This window comes from Streptomyces doebereineriae (genome assembly GCF_031845645.1).
In the GTDB taxonomy this organism is placed as follows: domain Bacteria; phylum Actinomycetota; class Actinomycetes; order Streptomycetales; family Streptomycetaceae; genus Streptomyces; species Streptomyces canus.
Window position 1 is genome coordinate 67010 of record NZ_JAVREZ010000025.1, and the last position, 17186, is coordinate 84195.

17 protein-coding genes and 1 pseudogene are annotated in these 17186 nt (G+C 70.9%); 12 read left to right on the plus strand and 6 right to left on the minus strand.

From position 1 onward, the window contains the following. Nucleotide 1 precedes the first annotated feature (1 nt). Nucleotides 2–376 (minus strand): DUF1844 domain-containing protein, encoded by a 375-nt coding sequence (locus RNB18_RS44145; protein ID WP_311719784.1) that lies wholly within the window; start codon nucleotides 374–376, stop codon nucleotides 2–4. A gap of 333 nt (nucleotides 377–709) precedes the next feature. Between RNB18_RS44145 and infC the strand changes: the two are divergent. From infC to RNB18_RS44195, 10 genes and pseudogenes are all read left to right on the plus strand, one after another. After that, nucleotides 710–1406, plus strand: a pseudogene (gene infC, locus RNB18_RS44150) (translation initiation factor IF-3). A gap of 110 nt (nucleotides 1407–1516) precedes the next feature. After that, nucleotides 1517–1711: a 50S ribosomal protein L35 gene (gene rpmI / locus RNB18_RS44155; RefSeq protein ID WP_057614273.1), complete on the plus strand. Its 195-nt coding sequence runs from the start codon at nucleotides 1517–1519 to the stop codon at nucleotides 1709–1711. Nucleotides 1712–1812: 101 nt separating this feature from the next. Continuing rightward, a complete protein-coding gene (gene rplT, locus RNB18_RS44160) occupies nucleotides 1813–2196 on the plus strand; it encodes a 50S ribosomal protein L20 (RefSeq protein WP_020132316.1) in 384 nt (127 codons plus the stop codon). A gap of 96 nt (nucleotides 2197–2292) precedes the next feature. After that, a complete protein-coding gene (locus RNB18_RS44165) occupies nucleotides 2293–3138 on the plus strand; it encodes a TrmH family RNA methyltransferase (protein ID WP_311719785.1) in 846 nt (281 codons plus the stop codon). Nucleotides 3139–3186: 48 nt separating this feature from the next. Beyond that, nucleotides 3187–4305, plus strand: coding sequence for a sensor histidine kinase (locus tag RNB18_RS44170; RefSeq protein ID WP_311719786.1), 1119 nt, complete (start codon nucleotides 3187–3189; stop codon nucleotides 4303–4305). A 144-nt stretch (nucleotides 4306–4449) separates the two neighbouring features. Continuing rightward, on the plus strand, nucleotides 4450–5571 hold the full coding sequence (pheS, locus tag RNB18_RS44175; RefSeq protein ID WP_311719787.1) for a phenylalanine--tRNA ligase subunit alpha: 1122 nt from the start codon (nucleotides 4450–4452) through the stop codon (nucleotides 5569–5571). Next, the gene (gene pheT, locus RNB18_RS44180) at nucleotides 5571–8081 is read left to right on the plus strand and encodes a phenylalanine--tRNA ligase subunit beta (RefSeq protein WP_311719788.1); all 2511 of its coding nucleotides are present in this window, start codon (nucleotides 5571–5573) and stop codon (nucleotides 8079–8081) included. The genes pheS and pheT overlap by 1 nt, the downstream gene beginning before the upstream one ends. A 146-nt stretch (nucleotides 8082–8227) precedes the next feature. Next, nucleotides 8228–9283 (plus strand): PP2C family protein-serine/threonine phosphatase, encoded by a 1056-nt coding sequence (locus RNB18_RS44185; protein WP_394817770.1) that lies wholly within the window; start codon nucleotides 8228–8230, stop codon nucleotides 9281–9283. 194 nt (nucleotides 9284–9477) lie between these two features. Then, nucleotides 9478–10818: a transcriptional regulator gene (locus RNB18_RS44190; protein WP_311719790.1), complete on the plus strand. Its 1341-nt coding sequence runs from the start codon at nucleotides 9478–9480 to the stop codon at nucleotides 10816–10818. Nucleotides 10819–10892: 74 nt separating this feature from the next. Then, entirely contained in the window at nucleotides 10893–11432 is a 540-nt protein-coding gene (locus RNB18_RS44195; RefSeq protein WP_311719791.1) for an NUDIX hydrolase, read from the plus strand. Nucleotides 11433–11436: 4 nt separating this feature from the next. Here RNB18_RS44195 and RNB18_RS44200 read toward each other — a convergent pair whose 3' ends face one another. Both RNB18_RS44200 and RNB18_RS44205 read right to left on the minus strand, forming a co-directional pair. Continuing rightward, nucleotides 11437–11694: a hypothetical protein gene (locus RNB18_RS44200; protein WP_057614266.1), complete on the minus strand. Its 258-nt coding sequence runs from the start codon at nucleotides 11692–11694 to the stop codon at nucleotides 11437–11439. Nucleotides 11695–11904: 210 nt separating this feature from the next. Next, the gene (locus RNB18_RS44205) at nucleotides 11905–12804 is read right to left on the minus strand and encodes a 3-hydroxybutyryl-CoA dehydrogenase (protein WP_280856484.1); all 900 of its coding nucleotides are present in this window, start codon (nucleotides 12802–12804) and stop codon (nucleotides 11905–11907) included. Nucleotides 12805–12962: 158 nt separating this feature from the next. Here RNB18_RS44205 and RNB18_RS44210 point away from each other — a divergent pair, with 158 nt between their 5' ends. After that, nucleotides 12963–14222 (plus strand): glycoside hydrolase family 10 protein, encoded by a 1260-nt coding sequence (locus tag RNB18_RS44210; protein WP_311719792.1) that lies wholly within the window; start codon nucleotides 12963–12965, stop codon nucleotides 14220–14222. Here the strand turns inward: RNB18_RS44210 and RNB18_RS44215 are convergent. Then, nucleotides 14191–14391, minus strand: coding sequence for a DUF1918 domain-containing protein (locus tag RNB18_RS44215; RefSeq protein WP_311719793.1), 201 nt, complete (start codon nucleotides 14389–14391; stop codon nucleotides 14191–14193). The two genes, RNB18_RS44210 and RNB18_RS44215, sit on opposite strands and share 32 nt — an antisense overlap. 92 nt (nucleotides 14392–14483) lie before the next feature. After that, a complete protein-coding gene (locus RNB18_RS44220) occupies nucleotides 14484–15395 on the minus strand; it encodes a DMT family transporter (protein WP_311719794.1) in 912 nt (303 codons plus the stop codon). Between RNB18_RS44220 and RNB18_RS44225 the strand changes: the two genes are divergently transcribed. Further along, nucleotides 15394–16827: an aminotransferase-like domain-containing protein gene (locus RNB18_RS44225; RefSeq protein WP_311719795.1), complete on the plus strand. Its 1434-nt coding sequence runs from the start codon at nucleotides 15394–15396 to the stop codon at nucleotides 16825–16827. The two genes, RNB18_RS44220 and RNB18_RS44225, sit on opposite strands and share 2 nt — an antisense overlap. Here RNB18_RS44225 and RNB18_RS44230 read toward each other — a convergent pair. Further along, nucleotides 16824–17174, minus strand: a complete 351-nt coding sequence (locus RNB18_RS44230) for a DUF6461 domain-containing protein (protein WP_311719796.1) — start codon at nucleotides 17172–17174, stop codon at nucleotides 16824–16826. The genes RNB18_RS44225 and RNB18_RS44230 overlap by 4 nt on opposite strands. Between the last annotated feature and the right edge of the window lie 12 nt (nucleotides 17175–17186).

Genomic DNA, 17186 nt, shown 5'->3' on the forward strand with positions numbered 1-17186 from the left:
GCTAGCCGTAGACCGGGCCCGTGTACTTCTCGCCCGGGCCCTGACCCGGCTCGTCCGGGACGAGGGACGCCTCGCGGAAGGCCAGCTGGAGGGACTTCAGGCCGTCGCGGAGCGGGGCCGCGTGGAAGGAGCTGATCTCGGTCGCGCTCGCGTCCAGGAGGCCGGCCAGGGCCGCCACCAGCTTGCGGGCCTCGTCCAGGTCCTTGTACTTGTCGCCCTCCTCGGTCAGACCGAGCTTCACCGCGGCGGCGCTCATCAGGTTGACGGCGACCGTCACGATCACCTCGACGGCGGGGACCTCGGCGATGTCGCGGGTCATCTCGTCGAAGTCGGGGGAGCCGGGAGCGCCGGAGGACGCGGGAGGGGTGTCACTCATGACCCCCACGATAGGGCCCGGCGCACGTCGGTTCGCACCACCCCCGGGATGCTGCTAACCTTGTGTAACGACCGGCTGGACATTCGCGTGTCCGGCCCACAAGTGGAGGCTCCGATCTCCCACCCGGCCATCCCCTGGGAAGGCGGGTCACCCCGGTCAGGCGGCCACCATCGTTCCGTACGGACGATGGAGTCGCCCGAAAGTGCGCCCCGCGTCATCGCGGCGGTGCTCCGGCAGTGTTGGAGCCCCGTCTGTGATCCGCCGGGGCATTTTTTGTTCCTCGGTGCGGTTAGGTCGAACGAAAAGACATACGCGGCTGTCCGCCAGACCGCCGTGTGGTGCTAACCGAGGAGGATCCATCAGCGCCGAGCCCCGCATCAACGACCGGATTCGCGTTCCCGAGGTGCGACTTGTCGGTCCCAGTGGCGAGCAGGTGGGCATCGTCCCCCTGGCCAAGGCACTGGAGCTTGCGCAGGAGTACGACCTGGACCTGGTCGAGGTCGCGGCGAACGCCCGTCCGCCCGTGTGCAAGCTCATGGACTACGGGAAGTTCAAGTACGAGTCGGCCATGAAGGCCCGTGAGGCGCGCAAGAACCAGGCGCACACGGTCATCAAGGAGATGAAGCTCCGGCCGAAGATCGACCCGCACGACTATGACACCAAGAAGGGTCACGTCGTCCGGTTCCTCAAGCAGGGCGACAAGGTCAAGATCACGATCATGTTCCGTGGTCGCGAGCAGTCCCGGCCCGAGCTGGGCTACCGACTGCTGCAGCGTCTCGCGGAGGACGTCCAGGACCTCGGCTTCATCGAGTCGAATCCGAAGCAGGACGGCCGAAACATGATCATGGTTCTCGGTCCGCACAAGAAGAAGACCGAGGCGATGGCCGAGGCCCGCCAGGCGCAGGAAGCCCGTAAGGCAGACGCGAAGGCCAACCCCGGCAAGTCGCAGAACGCCGCGGAGGGCGACCACGTCGAGGACGAGGCCGAGGTCGAGGTCGAGGCCCCGGCAGAGGCTTCCGCCGAGGCGTGACCCCGGGGGACGCGAGTCCCCAGGACACAAACCGATACAAGAGCGACGCTCACCGTGCCCGGTTTCAGGACCGGGCACCGGAGCGCCACCGACGAGGAGAGAACGGCGCTATGCCGAAGAACAAGACGCACAGCGGTTCCAGCAAGCGCTTCAAGATCACCGGCTCCGGCAAGGTGCTCCGCGAGCGTGCCGGCAAGCGCCACTACCTCGAGCACAAGACGTCGCGCCTGACGCGGCGCCTCACCGGCAACGCCGAGATGGCCCCGGGCGACGCCAAGAAGATCAAGAAGCTTCTCGGCAAGTGACGTACGCGGCGCCTTCACTGAGCGCCGTACGTCTGGACCGGGACCCCATCGATACCGGGCCGTGTGAGTCCAACCACGGCCCCGCTACAAGGAGTTAACAAGTGGCACGCGTCAAGCGGGCAGTCAACGCCCACAAGAAGCGCCGGGCGATCCTCGAGGCGGCCTCCGGCTACCGCGGTCAGCGTTCGCGCCTGTACCGCAAGGCCAAGGAGCAGGTCACCCACTCGCTGGTCTACAACTACAACGACCGCAAGAAGCGCAAGGGTGACTTCCGTCGGCTGTGGATCCAGCGCATCAACGCCGCTGCCCGCGCCAACGGCATCACGTACAACCGCTTCATCCAGGGTCTGAACGCGGCGAACATCGAGGTCGACCGCAAGATCCTGGCCGAGCTGGCCGTCAACGACGCGACGGCGTTCGCCGCGCTCGTCGAGGTCGCGCAGAAGGCTCTGCCGGCGGACGTGAACGCGCCCAAGGCCGCGTGACGCTGCGCCGGCCCTAGGCCGACGTGACTGTGTGGACCCGCAGGCTGTGATGCCTGCGGGTCCGCTGTTTCCTGCACCCCTCCGAAGGCGAAGAGCATGCCCCCCGTCACCCCCGAGCTGATCTCCCCCCGTTCCCCCCGGGTCTCCGCCGCGCGGCGGCTCGCCAAGCGGAACTTCCGGGGGAAGGAGCGGCTGTTCCTGGCCGAGGGGCCGCAGGCGGTGCGGGAGGCCTCCGGGCACGGTCTGGTGGAGCTGTTCGCCACCGTGGAGGCGGCGGAACGGTACGCCGACATCATCGGAGAGGCCCGGGCCGTCGGGGCCCGTGTGCACCTCGCCGCCGAGGACGTCATCGCCGACATCTCGACGACCGTCACCCCGCAGGGCCTCGTCGGGATCTGCCGGTTCCTCGACACCCCCTTCGAGGAGATCCTCGCCGCCGGGCCCCGACTCGTCGCGGTGCTCGCCAACGTGCGGGACCCCGGGAACGCCGGCACCGTGCTGCGGTGCGCCGACGCCGCCGGTGCCGAGGCCGTCGTACTGACCGACGCGTCCGTCGATCTCTACAACCCCAAGGCCGTACGGGCCTCCGTGGGCTCCCTCTTCCACCTGCCCGTCGCCGTCGGGGTGCCCGTGGAGGAGGCCGTCGAGGGGCTCAGGCGGGCCGGTGTGCGCATCCTCGCCGCCGACGGGGCCGGGACCGACGACCTCGACGCCGAGCTCGACCAGGGCACCATGGGCGGGCCGACCGCCTGGGTGTTCGGCAACGAGGCCTGGGGGCTCCCGGAGGAGACCCGCGCACTCGCGGACGCCGTGGTGCGCGTCCCGATCCACGGGAAGGCCGAGAGCCTGAACCTCGCCACCGCGGCCGCCGTATGTCTCTATGCGTCAGCCCGTGCACAGCGCGCCCCCGGAGGGTGCCGCTCCGTCACCCAGAACCAGTAGGGTGACCAGCTCGGGGGCCCTGCGCCGTCGGAGAGGTGGGGTACGGGGATGAGTGTCGGCACGAGGAGCGCCCAGGACGTGTCCGGAGCTTGTGCCGGTGGTGCCGCCGAACTCGGCATCGATCCCGACCAGTTGCCCGACGGTCTCGTCGTCGCGGACGAGCAGGGCCGCGTGATCTGCTTCAACGCCGCCGCGGCCCGGATCACCGCCCTCCCCGCCGAGGACGCCCTCGGACAGCGGCTGGAGAAGGCCCTGCCATTAGAGGACCTCGAGGGACGGCGCTGGTGGCAGCTGACCGATCCGTACGGCGGCCTCGCCATCCGCAGGCGGCAGCCCGAACGGAATCTGCTGTTGCCGGGCGGCCGTGAGGTCCTCGTCTCCGCGCAGTACGTACGCACCCGGCCGACCGGGCCCGTCCACCGTGTCGTCGTCGCCCTCCGGGACACCGAGGCCCGCCGCCGCACCGAGCGCAGCCACGCCGAGCTGATCGCCACCGTGGCCCATGAGCTCAGGTCCCCGCTCACCTCCGTCAAGGGCTTCACCGCGACCCTCCTCGCCAAGTGGGAGAGGTTCACCGACGACCAGAAACGGCTGATGCTGGAGACCGTCGACGCGGACGCCGACCGGGTCACCCGGCTCATCGCCGAGCTCCTCGACATCTCCCGCATCGACTCCGGGCGCCTGGAGGTCAGGCGTCAGCCCGTCGACATCGGCGCCGCCGTCGGGCGCCACATCCAGGCCTACGTCGCCGCGGGCCTCGCCGCCGACCGGTTCCTGCTCCGCCTCGAGCAGCCGCTGCCCGCCCTGTGGGCCGATCCCGACAAGATCGACCAGGTGCTCAGCAACCTGCTGGAAAATGCGGTGCGGCACGGCGAGGGAACCGTCACGATTGACATCACGCCCTCGGCGTCCCCCCGCGAAGGGGAGGACACCGGCACGTCGGTCACCGTGAGCGACGAGGGCGCCGGCATCCCGGAGGAGTCCATGAACCGCGTCTTCACCCGCTTCTGGCGGGGCAGCAAGCGCGGTGGCACCGGCCTCGGGCTCTACATCGTCAAGGGCATCGTCGAAGCCCACGGCGGCACCATCACGGTCGGCCGCGCCCCCCGGGGCGGCGCCGAGTTCCGATTTACGTTGCCCGTGAGCGCTCCGGCCTATCTCACCTGAGATCCGCCCGAGCCGCCCGCGGGCGCATTCGTGTACCTCAACCCCGTTAGACTCGGCCTTTGGCACCTTTGTGTCCCATGGACGGCCCTCCGAGTGAATCGGTGACGGGGACCTTCAGCCAGCCAATCGGAAGCACGGGAAGAGATGTCGGCACCGAACAAGTCGTACGACCCTGTAGAGGTCGAGGCCCTGAAACCGGAAGAGATCGAGCGCATGCGGGAAGAGGCGCTCGCCGCCTTCGCCGCCGCGGACTCCCTCGACGCGCTCCAGGAGGCCAAGGTCGCCCACACCGGGGGCACCTCCCCGCTGGCCCTCGCCAACCGCGAGATCGGCGCCCTGCCCCCGCACGCCAAGGCCGCCGCCGGCAAGCTCGTCGGCCAGGCCCGGGGCGCGGTGAACAAGGCCCTCGCCGGCCGTCAGGCCGAACTGGAGGCCGAGCGCGACCAGCGCGTGCTCGTCGAGGAGGCCGTGGACGTCACGCTGCCGTACGACCGCGTACCGGCCGGCGCCCGCCACCCGCTCACCACGCTCTCCGAGCGCATCGAGGACGTCTTCGTGGCCATGGGCTACGAGGTCGCCGAGGGCCCGCAGGTCGAGGCCGAGTGGTTCAACTTCGACGCGCTCAACATCGGCCCGGACCACCCGGCCCGCGGCGAGCAGGACACCTTCTTCGTCGAGGGCCCCGACGGCGGCACCGAGTCCGGTGTCGTGCTGCGCACCCACACCTCGCCCGTGCAGATCCGCTCGCTGCTGAGCCGTGAGCTGCCGGTGTACGTGATCTGTCCCGGTGTCGTCTACCGCACCGACGAGCTGGACGCCACACACACCCCGGTCTTCCGCCAGGTCGAGCTGCTGGCCGTCGACGAGGGCCTGACCATGGCCGACCTCAAGGGCACCATGGACCACATGGTCCAGGCCCTGTTCGGCGAGGGCATGAAGACCCGGCTGCGCCCGAACTTCTTCCCCTTCACCGAGCCGTCCGCCGAGATGGACATGGTGTGCTACGTCTGCCGCGGCGAGTCCGTCGGCAACCCCGACCGCCCCTGCCGTACCTGCTCCTCGGAGGGCTGGATCGAGCTGGGCGGCTGCGGAATGGTCAACCCCAAGGTGCTGACCGCCTGTGGCGTCGACCCGCAGAAGTACAGCGGCTTCGCCTTCGGGTTCGGCATCGAGCGGATGCTGATGTTCCGCCACAACGTCGAGGACATGCGAGACATGGTCGAGGGTGACGTCCGGTTCACCCGGCCGTTCGGGATGGAGATCTGATGCGGGTCCCGCTTTCTTGGCTGCGGGAGTACGTCGACCTGCCGGCGACCGAAACCGGCCGTGACGTCCAGGCCAAGCTCATCTCGGCCGGCCTCGAGGTCGAGGCCGTCGAGCACCTCGGTGCCGACCTCAAGGGCCCCCTCGTCGTCGGCCAGGTGCTGACCATCGAGGAGCTGACCGAGTTCAAGAAGCCCATCCGCTTCTGCACCGTGAACGTCGGCCGGGCCAACGGCACCGGTGAGCCCCAGGAGATCGTCTGCGGCGCCCGCAACTTCGCCGTCGGCGACAAGGTCGTCGTGGTCCTCCCCGGCGCCACCCTGCCGGGCGGCTTCTCGATCTCCGCGCGCAAGACGTACGGCAAGACCTCCCACGGCATGATCTGCTCCGGCGACGAGCTGGGCATGGGCGACGACGGCAGCCACGGCATCATCGTGCTGCCGCCGGAGACCGAGGTCGGCAAGGACGCCATCGAGCTCCTGGAGCTGGTCGACGAGGTCCTGGACATCGCCGTCACCGCCAACCGCGGCGACTGCCTGTCCATCCGGGGCGTGGCCCGCGAGGCCGCGATCGCCTACGGCCTGCCGCTGCGCGACCCGGCCCTGCTCGACGTCCCGGGCCCGAACGCCTTCGGCTACCCGGTGCAGGTCTCCGACCCGCTCGGCTGCGACCGCTTCACGGCCCGTACGGTGACCGGCCTCAGCCCCGAGGCGCGCTCCCCGCTCTGGCTCCAGCGCCGTCTGCAGAAGGTCGGCATGCGCCCGATCTCGCTCGCCGTCGACGTCACCAACTACGTGATGATGGAGCTCGGCCAGCCGCTGCACGCCTACGACCGCACGCTGGTCCGGGGCACCATCGGCGTCCGCCGGGCCGAGGAGGGCGAGCAGATCGTCACCCTCGACGGCGTCGAGCGGAAGCTGCACGCCGAGGACCTCGTCATCACGGACGAGCGCGGTCCGATCGGCCTCGCCGGCGTGATGGGCGGCGCCAACACCGAGATCGCCGACCACGCCGAGGGCGAAGGCACCACCGACGTGGTCATCGAGGCCGCCCACTTCGACGCGGTCGCCATCGCGCGTACGGCCCGCCGCCACAAGCTGTCCTCCGAGGCGTCCCGGCGCTTCGAGCGCGGTGTCGACCCGCAGGCCGCCGCCGCTGCCGCGCAGCGCACGGTCGACCTGCTGGTGCTGCTCGCGGGGGGCACCGCCGAGGCCGGTGTCACCGAGGTCGTCGCCCCGTCGGCCCCGCACACCATCAGTGTCCCGGCGGACCACCCGGACAAGGTCGCGGGTGTCTCCTACGGCCGCGAGACCGTCGTACGCCGTCTTCAGGAGGTCGGCTGCGACGTGTACGGGCAGGACGAGCTGATCGTCACCGTGCCGTCCTGGCGTCCCGACCTCCAGGAGATCAACGACCTGGCCGAAGAGGTCATCCGGCTGGAGGGCTACGAGAACCTGCCCTCCACGCTGCCCAGGCCGCCGGCCGGCCGTGGCCTGACCCACCGCCAGCGGCTGCACCGCAGGGCCGGGCGGGCGCTGGCCGGTGCCGGGTATGTCGAGGCGCCGAACTACCCCTTCGTCTCCGTGCAGGTCTTCGACCAGCTGGGCCTGGAGGCCGACGACCCGGCTCGCCGTGTCGTCAGGCTGACCAACCCGCTGAACGACGAGGAGCCCGCGCTGCGTACGTCGCTGCTGCCGGGGCTGCTCGGTGCGCTGCGGCGCAACGACGGGCGGGGTTCGCACGATCTCGCGCTGTTCGAGACCGGGCTGGTCTTCCTGCCGCGCTCGGAGCAGCGGGTCGCCGCGGTGCTGCCGGTGGACCGCCGTCCCACGGACGCGGAGATCGCCGAACTGGACGCCGCGCTGCCGGAACAGCCGCGGCACGTGGCCGTGGTGCTCGCCGGTGCGCGGGAGCAGGCCGGCTGGTGGGGCAGGGGCCGTCCGGCCGACTGGGCCGACGCGGTCGAGGCCGGGCGTCTGGTCGCGCGTGAGGCCGGCGCCGAGCTGGTCGTGCGGGGCGGTCAGTACGGGCCGTGGCACCCGGGGCGCTGTGCCGAGTTCGTGGTCGTCGTGGACGGGGCCGAGACGGTCGTCGGTCACGCCGGTGAGCTTCATCCGCGGGTGGTGAAGGCGTTCGGGCTGCCGGCGCGCACCTCCGCGATGGAGCTGGACCTGGATGTCCTCGAGGCGGTCGGCGACGACACCCCGCAGGCGCCGGCCATCTCCACGTTCCCGGTGGCCACGCAGGATGTCGCCCTGGTCGTCGACAAGTTCGTGCCGCACGCCGACGTCGAGACCGCGCTGCGTGAGGGCGCGGGTGAACTCCTCGAAGGGATCCGGCTGTTCGACGTGTACGAGAACGAGGAGCAGCTGGGGGACGGCAAGAAGTCGCTGGCCTATGCGCTGCGGTTCCGTGCGGGGGACCGGACCCTGACCGTGGACGAGGCCTCCGCGGCCCGGGACGCGGCGGTCGCCCTCGCCGGGGAGCGTACGGGAGCTGTGCTGCGGGGTTGAGCGTGCGGGGAGCGCGGTCACCTCACTCGATAGGGTGAGTTCCCCCAGCGATCTGGCCCTTTCGGCCCATGTGGTCGACAGAATCGGACCGGCCTTTCGAGGTCGGTCCGATTGCGTGTGCAGGGCCTAGTTGGGGGGCCATCGGCATGATGTGCTTGAGGGCTGCGGTGCCTCGTGTCGGGCGTGCCGCTCGCCTCGCGGTCCGCAGAGGTCACCGGAAGTCGCGCCGTGCGCTGACGCTCGGGCTGCCCACGGTGTGGGGTGCCGTCGCGATCACGTACAAGCTGACCTGTCCGCTCGCCCAGCAGAACGGCCTGGGCGCGCGGGTCGCCAGCAGCGCCGTGTTCTTCGCGGTGGGCACCGGGCTGATCGTCCATGTCCGGCGGGCCCTGCTGCGTGAGCTCAGACAGGCCCGCCAGGTCGCGGGCGCCGCCCAGAGCGCGCTGCTGCGGCCGTTGCCCCCGCGCGTCGACGGGCTCACCGTGGCCGCCGCCCAGATGTCCGCCGACCGGGGCGCCACCATCGGCGGCGACCTGTACGAGGCCGTCGCCACGGAACACGGTGTACGGGTCGTCATGGGCGATGTCCGCGGCCACGGCCTCGCCGCCATCGGTACGGCCGCCGCGGTCCTCGGCAGCTTCCGCGAGGCCGTCCACGACGAGCCCGGGCTCGCCGGGGTGCTGCGCAGGCTGGACCGTGCGCTCGCCCGGCACCTGAGGGAGCGCGCCGAACGGGACGGCACGGTCGCCGAGGAGTTCGTCACGGTGCTGCTGCTGGAGATCGACAGGGACGGTGGGCTCTCCGTCCTCAACTGTGGCCACCCGTGGCCGTATCTGTTGAGTGGCCCCAGGGTCGAGCCTCTGTCGTGTGCGGATCCGTTGCCGCCCCTCGGCCCGTTTCGGCTGCCGTGCGACCTTCAGCCCCTGGAGTGCGGCCACCTGTTACCGGGCGAAAGCCTGGTCCTGCACACGGACGGTGCCGAGGACGCGAGGGACGCTCATGGCCGGTTCTTTTCCTTGCCGGAGGTACTGCGTGAGGCTGCGCGGGGCGCTCCCGACGTCGTACTCGGTGCTGTATTCACCGCTCTTGTGAACCACACGGGCGGCACCCCGACGGACGACGTCGCCCTCCTGGTGCTGAGAAACGAACGGCAACACTCAGCTACCTCGGGAACTGCGCGACCAGCCACGACGCACCTCTGAAGCCCACGGCCGGGCCACCGCACTGTACGAGGGGGAGCCGGCGGCCCGGCCGGCCTCTTGCGAGGTATTTCAGTCAACCGGGTGGAAACTCTCCGCGACAGTGCGCACACGCTGCGGATTCGAGTACTCCGTTCACACCCCGTGTGAAGACGAACCCACTAATCTGACGGCACCGAGCCACCCGGGGGGCATATATGCAGCCCAACACTCTGCTCGACGCGATCCTCGACGAAGCCGGGGTCTCGCACGCCGGGCTTGCCGCACATGTGAACCAGGCCGGGAGGGCACGCGGCCTCGCGCTCAGGTACGAACACACCGCCGTGGCACGGTGGTTGAAGGGCCAGCGCCCGCGCGGTCAGGTCCCCGACCTGATCTGCGAGGTGCTCGCGGGCCGGCTCCAACGCCCCGTCACCCTCGACGACATCGGCCTCGGCGTGCCCGGCGAACCCTCCGCCCCGCACGGCACCTCGCTGTCCGGTTTCGTGGAACGGGCCACCGCCCTGTGGCGCTCCGACGAACAGCAGCGCCCGCACATCCTGGGCGCCCCCGCGGTCACCGGCACCCCCGCCGTCATGCCCGTGTGGGAGTGGGAGAACCCGCCCGAGGACGTCGATGTCTCCCGAGGCGGCCGGCACCGGGTCACGCACTCCGACATCGCGATGCTCCGCGCCGCCCGCACCCACTACGAGCAGATGTACCGCAAGGCCGGCGGCATAGCGACCCGCACCCGGATCGTGGGCTTCCTCAACGCCGAGGCCGCCCCGCTGCTGCGCGGCAGCTACACCGACGAGACGGGCCGCCAACTGCACCGCGCCACCGGCGGGTTGGTCGCCGTCGCGGGGATCTGCGCCTACGACTCCGACGCCCACGGCCTGGCCCAGCGCTACTTCCACCAGGCCCTCAGGCTCGCCAAGGCCAGCGGCGACCGCGGACTCGGCGCGTATGTCATCGCGCTGCTGGTCAACCAGGCCCTGTTCATGCGGGAGTACCGCCAGGCCGTCGCTTTCGCGGAGGCCGCGCTGCGGGCCGCCGGCAAGCACATCACCCCGGCGCTCGCCTGCGATCTCTACGCGATGCAGGCCAAGGCGTACGCCCACCTCGGCGACGGCACGACCGCGCTGTCCTGCATCCGGCGGGCCGAGCAGGCCGCCGAACGCATCCGGCGGGGGTACGAGCCCGACGAGACCGGCTATGTCCAGCCGGGCCTCGTCAACGTCCAGGTGGCGGAGGCGCTCCTCAGCCTCGGTGAGCTCGCGGCGGCGGCCGCGCACGCTGCGGCCGCCGTCGACAACCCGGCCCACGACCGGGGCCGGGTGCACCGCCTCGCCATGCTCAGCACGATCGAACTGCGTCAGGGCAACGCCGACAAGGCGGTGGCCACCGCCGTACAGATGGCGGAACAGGCCCGGGGAATGGAGTCCCAGCGCCTGCGCGACAGACTCAGAGCGGTCCGCGAACACCTGGTCCGCAGCGGCTGCGCGGGCACCGCCGAGGCAGCCGAACTGATCGACGGCGCACTGCGCGTGCCGCTGTAGGACGACACGCGTACGCCGACAGCCACCGTCCCTGCTGCGATATTGCCACTTACTCGACGGAAGGTGGCAGAGCCGTGCAGTGGACGAAACAGAACGAACAAACTGTGTATGAAAACCGCTGGTTCAGCGTCAATCTCGCCGATGTCGAGCTGCCGGACGGTCGGCATCTCGACCACTTCCTGATACGACTGCGGCCGGTCGCCGTCGCCACGGTGGTGAACGAGGCCAACGAGGTCCTCCTGCTGTGGCGCCATCGCTTCATCACCGACAGCTGGGGCTGGGAACTCGCCGCGGGTGTGGTCGAGGACGGCGAGGACATCGCCGTCGCGGCCGCCAGGGAGCTCGAGGAAGAGACCGGCTGGCGACCGGGGCCGCTCCACCACCTCATGAGCGTGGAGCCCTCCAACGGGCTCACCGACGCCCGGCACCACATCTACTGGGCCGACGAGGGCGAGTACATCGGGCACCCCGTGGACGACTTCGAGTCGGACCGCCGGGAATGGGTCCCCCTGAAGCTCGTTCCCGACATGGTCGCCCGTGGGGAGGTCCCGGCCGCCAACATGGCGGCCGCGTTACTCCTGTTGCACCATCTGAGGCTCGGTCAGGACACCTAGGGCCTCAGTGGCCGAGGGCCTGCCAGATCGCCACGACGAGCGCGCCCACGGCGGTGATCGCCGCAACCGCGGGAAGCGGCCAGCGGGCGTGCTCCAGGGCGATGATCCGTGCGCTCAGATCGTCGATCTCCTTGTCCGTCTCCTCCGTACGGTGACTGAGCAGAGCGAGGCCTCCCTCGACGCGTGCGTACGCGACATCGAGGCGGCGTCGTAACTCTGCGAGTTCTCCATGGATCACGGGATGCTCCGGTTCGGCGGTCACAAGTCCGCTCCTTTCCGTAGTCATCACATCCCTTGCATGCGCATGAAGAGTCAACTCGCCTGGTGGGCGCGTGGGGAGAGTGTGCGACGGGCATATGCGGGCCCGGCGCGCACACGGTGTGTGAATGACACGGGCCCGGCACTCGGAGGAGTGCCGGGCCCGTGTTCGTAGCACTGTGTCATCAGCACCCTGGAACGGACAGGGTGCGGGTCAGTCGTAGGTGTAGAAGCCCGAGCCGGACTTCCGGCCGAGCCGGCCCGCGTCGACCATGCGCTGGAGCAGCGGGGGAGCGGCGTACAGCGGCTCCTTGTACTCCTCGTACATCGAGAAGGCGACCGAGGCGACGGTGTCCAGGCCGATCAGATCGGACAGCTTCAGCGGGCCCATCGGGTGGGCACAGCCCAGCTCCATGCCGTTGTCGATGTCCTCGCGGCTCGCGATGCCCGACTCGAACATCCGGATCGCGGACAGGAGATACGGGATCAGCAGCGCGTTGACCACGAAACCGGAGCGGTCCTGGGCGCGGATCGCGTGCTTGCCGAGCAGCTTCTCGGCGAACTGCTGGGCGCGGGCCAGCGTGCCCTCGGACGTCGTGAGCGCCGGGATCAGCTCGACGAGCTTCTGCACCGGGGCCGGGTTGAAGAAGTGGATGCCGACGACCTGGTCGGGCCGCGAGGTGGCGACCGCCAGCCGCACCAGCGGGATGGACGAGGTGTTGGAGGCCAGGATCGCGTCCGGGCGGGTCACCACCTGGTCGAGCACCTGGAAGATCTCGGTCTTGACCTGCTCGTTCTCCACGACGGCCTCGATGACCAGGTCGCGGTCCGCGAACTCGCCGAGGTCGGTGGTGAAGCTCAGACGTGCCTGCGTCTCCGCCAGCTCGTCCGCCGTGATCTTGCCGCGTTCGGCGGCCTTGGTCAGGGAGTTGAACAGCCGGGTGCGGCCGATCTCCAGGGCCTCGCCGGTGGTCTCGGCGACCTTCACGTCCAGGCCGGCGCGGGCGCACACCTCGGCGATGCCCGCCCCCATCTGGCCGCAGCCCACCACTCCGACGCGCGCGATGTCTCCCGCCGGGAAGTCCGTCACTTCGTCCCTTTCGCTGATCTTCACCTGGTGGCAGGTCGGCCGTTGTCCGGTTCCTGCTCCGTTCGTGCACGTTACTCCCAAGTATCGATGATCGATCGTCGGGGTCCGTCTTCCGTCGGGCATTCTGGGGCGCGGAGACGATCCGTGACCGAGCGGATCCATGGTGTTGGGGGAGTGTGCACATGGGGCGTCTGTCGCGCCGGGCCTTCGCGTTGGCCGCGCTGTCGACCATGACCTCGGCCTCGGGAGCGGCGGCGGCACCGCGGCATCCGAGGCGGGCGGCGACCGGGATGCGGGGCGTGTGGCTCGCCACCGTGTCCAACCGGGACTGGCCGTCGAAGCCGGGGCTGACCGCCGCACAGCAGCGCGCGGAGCTGATCACCCACCTCGACCGGGCGGCCGCGGACCGCCTGAACGCGGTGATGTTCCAGGTACGGCCCACCGCCGACGCCCTGTGGCCCTCGCCGTACGAGCCCTGGTCGCAGTACCTCACCGGGACCCAGGGCAAGAACCCCGGCTGGGACCCGCTCGGCACGGCCGTGGCCGAGGCGCACCGGCGGGGCCTGCAACTGCACGCCTGGTTCAACCCGTACCGCATCGCCAACCACAGCGACCCGACCCGGCTGGTCGCCTCCCACCCGGCCCGCCGGCACCCGGACTGGGTGGTGACGTACGGCGGGAAGCTCTACTACAACCCCGGGCTGCCCGAGGTCCGCGCCTTCGTCCAGGACGCGATCCTCGACGCGGTGCGCCAGTACCCGGTGGACGCGGTCCACTTCGACGACTACTTCTACCCGTACCCGGTGGCCGGCCAGACCTTCGACGACGACGCGGCCTACGACGCGTACGGCGGCCCCTTCCCGAACCGGGCCGACTGGCGGCGGGACAACATCGACAAGCTGGTCCTGGAGACCGCGGCCCGTATCAAGCGGATCCGGCCCACCGCACAGTTCGGCATCAGCCCCTTCGGGGTGTGGCGCAACGCCGACACCGACCCGCTCGGCTCGGACACGCGCGCGGGTGTGCAGTCGTACGACGACAACTTCGCGGACACCCGCAAGTGGGTGCGCGAGGGCTGGATCGACTACCTCGTGCCGCAGCTCTACTGGAACATCGGCTTCGCCGCCGCCGACTACGCGAAGCTGGTGCCCTGGTGGGCGAAGCAGGCGCAGGGGAGCAGGACGAAGCTGTACCTGGGCGAGGCCCTCTACAAGGCCGGGGATCCGGCGCAGCCCGCGGCCTGGCAGGACCCCGCGGAACTGTCCCGGCACCTCACGCTCGCGCGCGACCACAAGAAGGTGCGCGGACATGTGTTCTTCGCCGCGCGGGAGGTCTCCTCGGACCCGATCGGGGCGATGGCGCGGGTGGTCGCCGACCACTACCAGGAGCCGGCGGTTCCCCCGCGCCGACTCACCGGCCGGTCTGCTGGAACCGGTGCTTGATCTCGGTGTCGGGGCCGGGTGAGCACACGCCCTCGTGCCCGTCCTCGAAGCGGACGCGGTACGGGGGGTTGCCCCCCTGACCCATCACTTCGACGATCTCGCCGACCTTGTCCTGCTGTCCGACCACCCTGCCGTGCTGGACAAGCTGGTCGCCCACGGTTGCACGCATCGTCTGGGGCCTCCTCACAAGTGCGGGAGCAACGGTCCGTGGCCCCGATTCTACGGCGCGGGGACGCGGTTGGACCGGCGCGTGCGCGCCGTTCAGCCCCGCGCCCGCTGGGTGACGGCGATGCACACGAGCACCGCCGCGGCCGTCAGCGGGGCGGCCACCGTCAGGTGCTCGCCGAGCAGCAGCACCGACCACACCAGTGTGAGCAGGGGCTGGGCCAACTGCAACTGGCTGGCCTTGGGGATCCCGATCGCCGCCATGCCCCGGTACCAGACGACCAGGCCGAGGAACTGCGAGCCCGCCGCCACCCACAGCAGCCCGGCGACGCTGTGCGCGGTGAGGTGCACCGGTTCGTACGACAGCGCGAGCGCCGCCGCGGGCACGCCGATCGGCAGGCACAGCACCAGCGCCCAGGCGATGACCTGCCAGCCGGGCATGACCCGGGCCAGCCGGCCGCCCTCGGTGTAGCCGGCGGCGCACACCAGGAGCGCGGCGAAGAGATACAGGTCGGCGGTGGTCAGGGCGCCCCCGCTCTGCTGCACCGTGAAGGCGACCACCGCGGCCGCGCCCGCGAGGGCGGCCGTCCAGAAGGTGCGCGAGGGGCGGGTGCCCATGCGCAGGGCCGACAGCAGCGCGGTCGTCAGGGGCAGCAGACCCACCACGACGGCGGCGTGTGCGGTGGTCGACGTCTGCAGGGCGAGCGTGGTCAGCAGCGGGAAGCCGACCACCACCCCGACGGCGACGACCGCGAGTCCCGGCCGGTCACGGCGGCTCGGTATCGGGACGCGCAGCGCCGACAGACAGCCGGCTGCGATGAGTGCCGCGAGAACGCTGCGCACGGCGACGAGGGACCAGGGCCCGAAGCCCTCGAGCCCCCACGCCGTGGCGGGGAAGGTGAGGGAGAAGGCGGCGACGCCGAGGGCGGCCTGGAGGGTGCCGAAGCTCTTGGCGGGAGCGGGGACCGCTATCCCGGTCGGCGCGGTAGCGCTACTCTGTACTCTCATGCAAGAGCGTAGCAGCGTCACCGACCTGGCAGAACAGCTGCGGCGAGAGCTTGACCGCTACTCTCCCGGTGGAAAGCTCCCGTCGAGCCGTGTCCTGGTCGACCGGTTCAGGGTCAGCCCGGTGACCGTCTCGCGTGCCCTCGCTCAGCTCGCCGCCGAGGGGCTGGTGGTCACCCGGCCGGGCGCGGGTGCCTTCCGCGCGGCGGCGCGCACCTCGGCCGCTCCGGCCGGGGACACCTCCTGGCAGGAGGTCGCGCTCAGCGCGGACGGCGCCGCCGACCTTGTACCGCGCTCGGTGGACGCGTCCGGTGTCCTGGTCTCGCTGGCCGCCCCGCCGCCCGGGGTGGTCGAGTTCAACGGCGGCTATCTGCACCCCTGTCTGCAGCCGGAGCGCGCGATGTCCGCGGCCCTGGCACGCGCCGGCCGCCGACCCGGAGCCTGGGGCCGACCGCCGACGGAGGGTCTGCCGGAACTGCGCCAGTGGTTCGCGCGGAGCATCGGCGGCGCCGTCACAACCGCGGAGGTGCTGATCACTGCGGGCGGCCAGTCGGCGCTCACGACGGCGCTGCGCGCGCTGGCCCCGCCCGGCGCGCCCGTGCTCGTCGAGTCGCCCACCTATCCCGGCATGCTGGCCATCGCGCGTTCCGCCGGCCTTCGCCCCGTGCCCGTCCCGGTGGACGCGGACGGCGTGAAACCGGCCCTGCTCGCCGACGCCTTCCGGGCGACCGGCGCGCGGGTGTTCGTCTGCCAGCCGCTGTTCCAGAACCCGACCGGCGCGGTGCTTGCCCCCGAGCGCCGGGGCGAGGTGCTGCGCATCGCCCGCGAGGCCGGCGCCTTCGTCGTCGAGGACGATTTCGTACGACGGCTCGTGCACGAGGACGCCGGCCCGTTGCCGCGTCCGCTGGCCGCCGACGATCCCGACGGAGTCGTCGTCCATGTCGGCTCGCTGACCAAGGCGACCTCGCCCAGCTTCCGGGTGAGCGCGCTCGCCGCACGCGGTCCGGTACTGGACCGGCTCCGCGCGATCCAGATCGTCGACACCTTCTTCGTCCCCCGCCCGCTCCAGGAAGCGGCCCTGGAACTCGTCGGCTCCCCGGCCTGGCCCCGTCATCTGCGTACGATCTCGGCGGAGTTGAAGGCCCGCCGGGACGCCATGACCGCCGCCCTCCGCCTCGACCTGCCCGAACTCGCCCTCCCGCACATCCCGTCGGGCGGCTACCACCTCTGGCTCCGCCTCCCGGACGGCACGGACGAGACCGCCCTGACCGCCGCGGCCCTGCGCGCGGGCGTCGCGATCACCCCCGGTCGCCCGTACTTCAGCGCGGAACCCCCGGCCGGACACGTCCGGCTGAGCTTCGCGGCGGTGGCGGGGCCGCAGGAGATCAAAGAAGGCGTACGCAGGCTTCGTACCGCCTGCGACGAGGTGCTCTAGCCGCGCGGCACCGGCGCGACCGCGCACAGGAACTCGGCGGTGGCGAAGAGTTCCGGGGTCAGGCGTATGCCGGTGAGGCGGAGGGCGAGGGCGAAGGCGGCGGCGGTCAGGGCCGCGTAGTACGCGTCGTGATCACCGTCCTCCTCGCGCTCTTCGAGGTCGAAGCCGGACTCCTGCATCTCGGTGAGCAGTTCGTCGGGGTGGCTGCCGTACCGCGCGTCGGCGAAGGTGATGCCCAGGTAGCCGTTGAACTCCACCATCAGCGTCCAGTGGCCGATCCGGCTCCGCCCGTCGGCCCCCAGCTCCTTCAGCCACTCCTGATCGGTGGCGGTCGTCATCCCCGTCATGCTCCGCAGCAT

Coding starts and splice junctions, on each gene's coding strand:
- RNB18_RS44190 (WP_311719790.1), top strand. CDS start 9,478: ATGCAGCCCAACACTCTGCTCGACGCGATCCTCGACGAAGCCGGGGTC.
- RNB18_RS44220 (WP_311719794.1), bottom strand. CDS start 15,395: ATGAGAGTACAGAGTAGCGCTACCGCGCCGACCGGGATAGCGGTCCCC.
- RNB18_RS44210 (WP_311719792.1), top strand. CDS start 12,963: ATGGGGCGTCTGTCGCGCCGGGCCTTCGCGTTGGCCGCGCTGTCGACC.
- pheT (WP_311719788.1), top strand. CDS start 5,571: ATGCGGGTCCCGCTTTCTTGGCTGCGGGAGTACGTCGACCTGCCGGCG.
- pheS (WP_311719787.1), top strand. CDS start 4,450: ATGTCGGCACCGAACAAGTCGTACGACCCTGTAGAGGTCGAGGCCCTG.
- RNB18_RS44185 (WP_394817770.1), top strand. CDS start 8,228: ATGATGTGCTTGAGGGCTGCGGTGCCTCGTGTCGGGCGTGCCGCTCGC.
- RNB18_RS44225 (WP_311719795.1), top strand. CDS start 15,394: ATGCAAGAGCGTAGCAGCGTCACCGACCTGGCAGAACAGCTGCGGCGA.
- RNB18_RS44215 (WP_311719793.1), bottom strand. CDS start 14,391: ATGCGTGCAACCGTGGGCGACCAGCTTGTCCAGCACGGCAGGGTGGTC.
- RNB18_RS44170 (WP_311719786.1), top strand. CDS start 3,187: ATGAGTGTCGGCACGAGGAGCGCCCAGGACGTGTCCGGAGCTTGTGCC.
- rpmI (WP_057614273.1), top strand. CDS start 1,517: ATGCCGAAGAACAAGACGCACAGCGGTTCCAGCAAGCGCTTCAAGATC.
- RNB18_RS44230 (WP_311719796.1), bottom strand. CDS start 17,174: ATGACGGGGATGACGACCGCCACCGATCAGGAGTGGCTGAAGGAGCTG.
- RNB18_RS44145 (WP_311719784.1), bottom strand. CDS start 376: ATGAGTGACACCCCTCCCGCGTCCTCCGGCGCTCCCGGCTCCCCCGAC.
- RNB18_RS44165 (WP_311719785.1), top strand. CDS start 2,293: ATGCCCCCCGTCACCCCCGAGCTGATCTCCCCCCGTTCCCCCCGGGTC.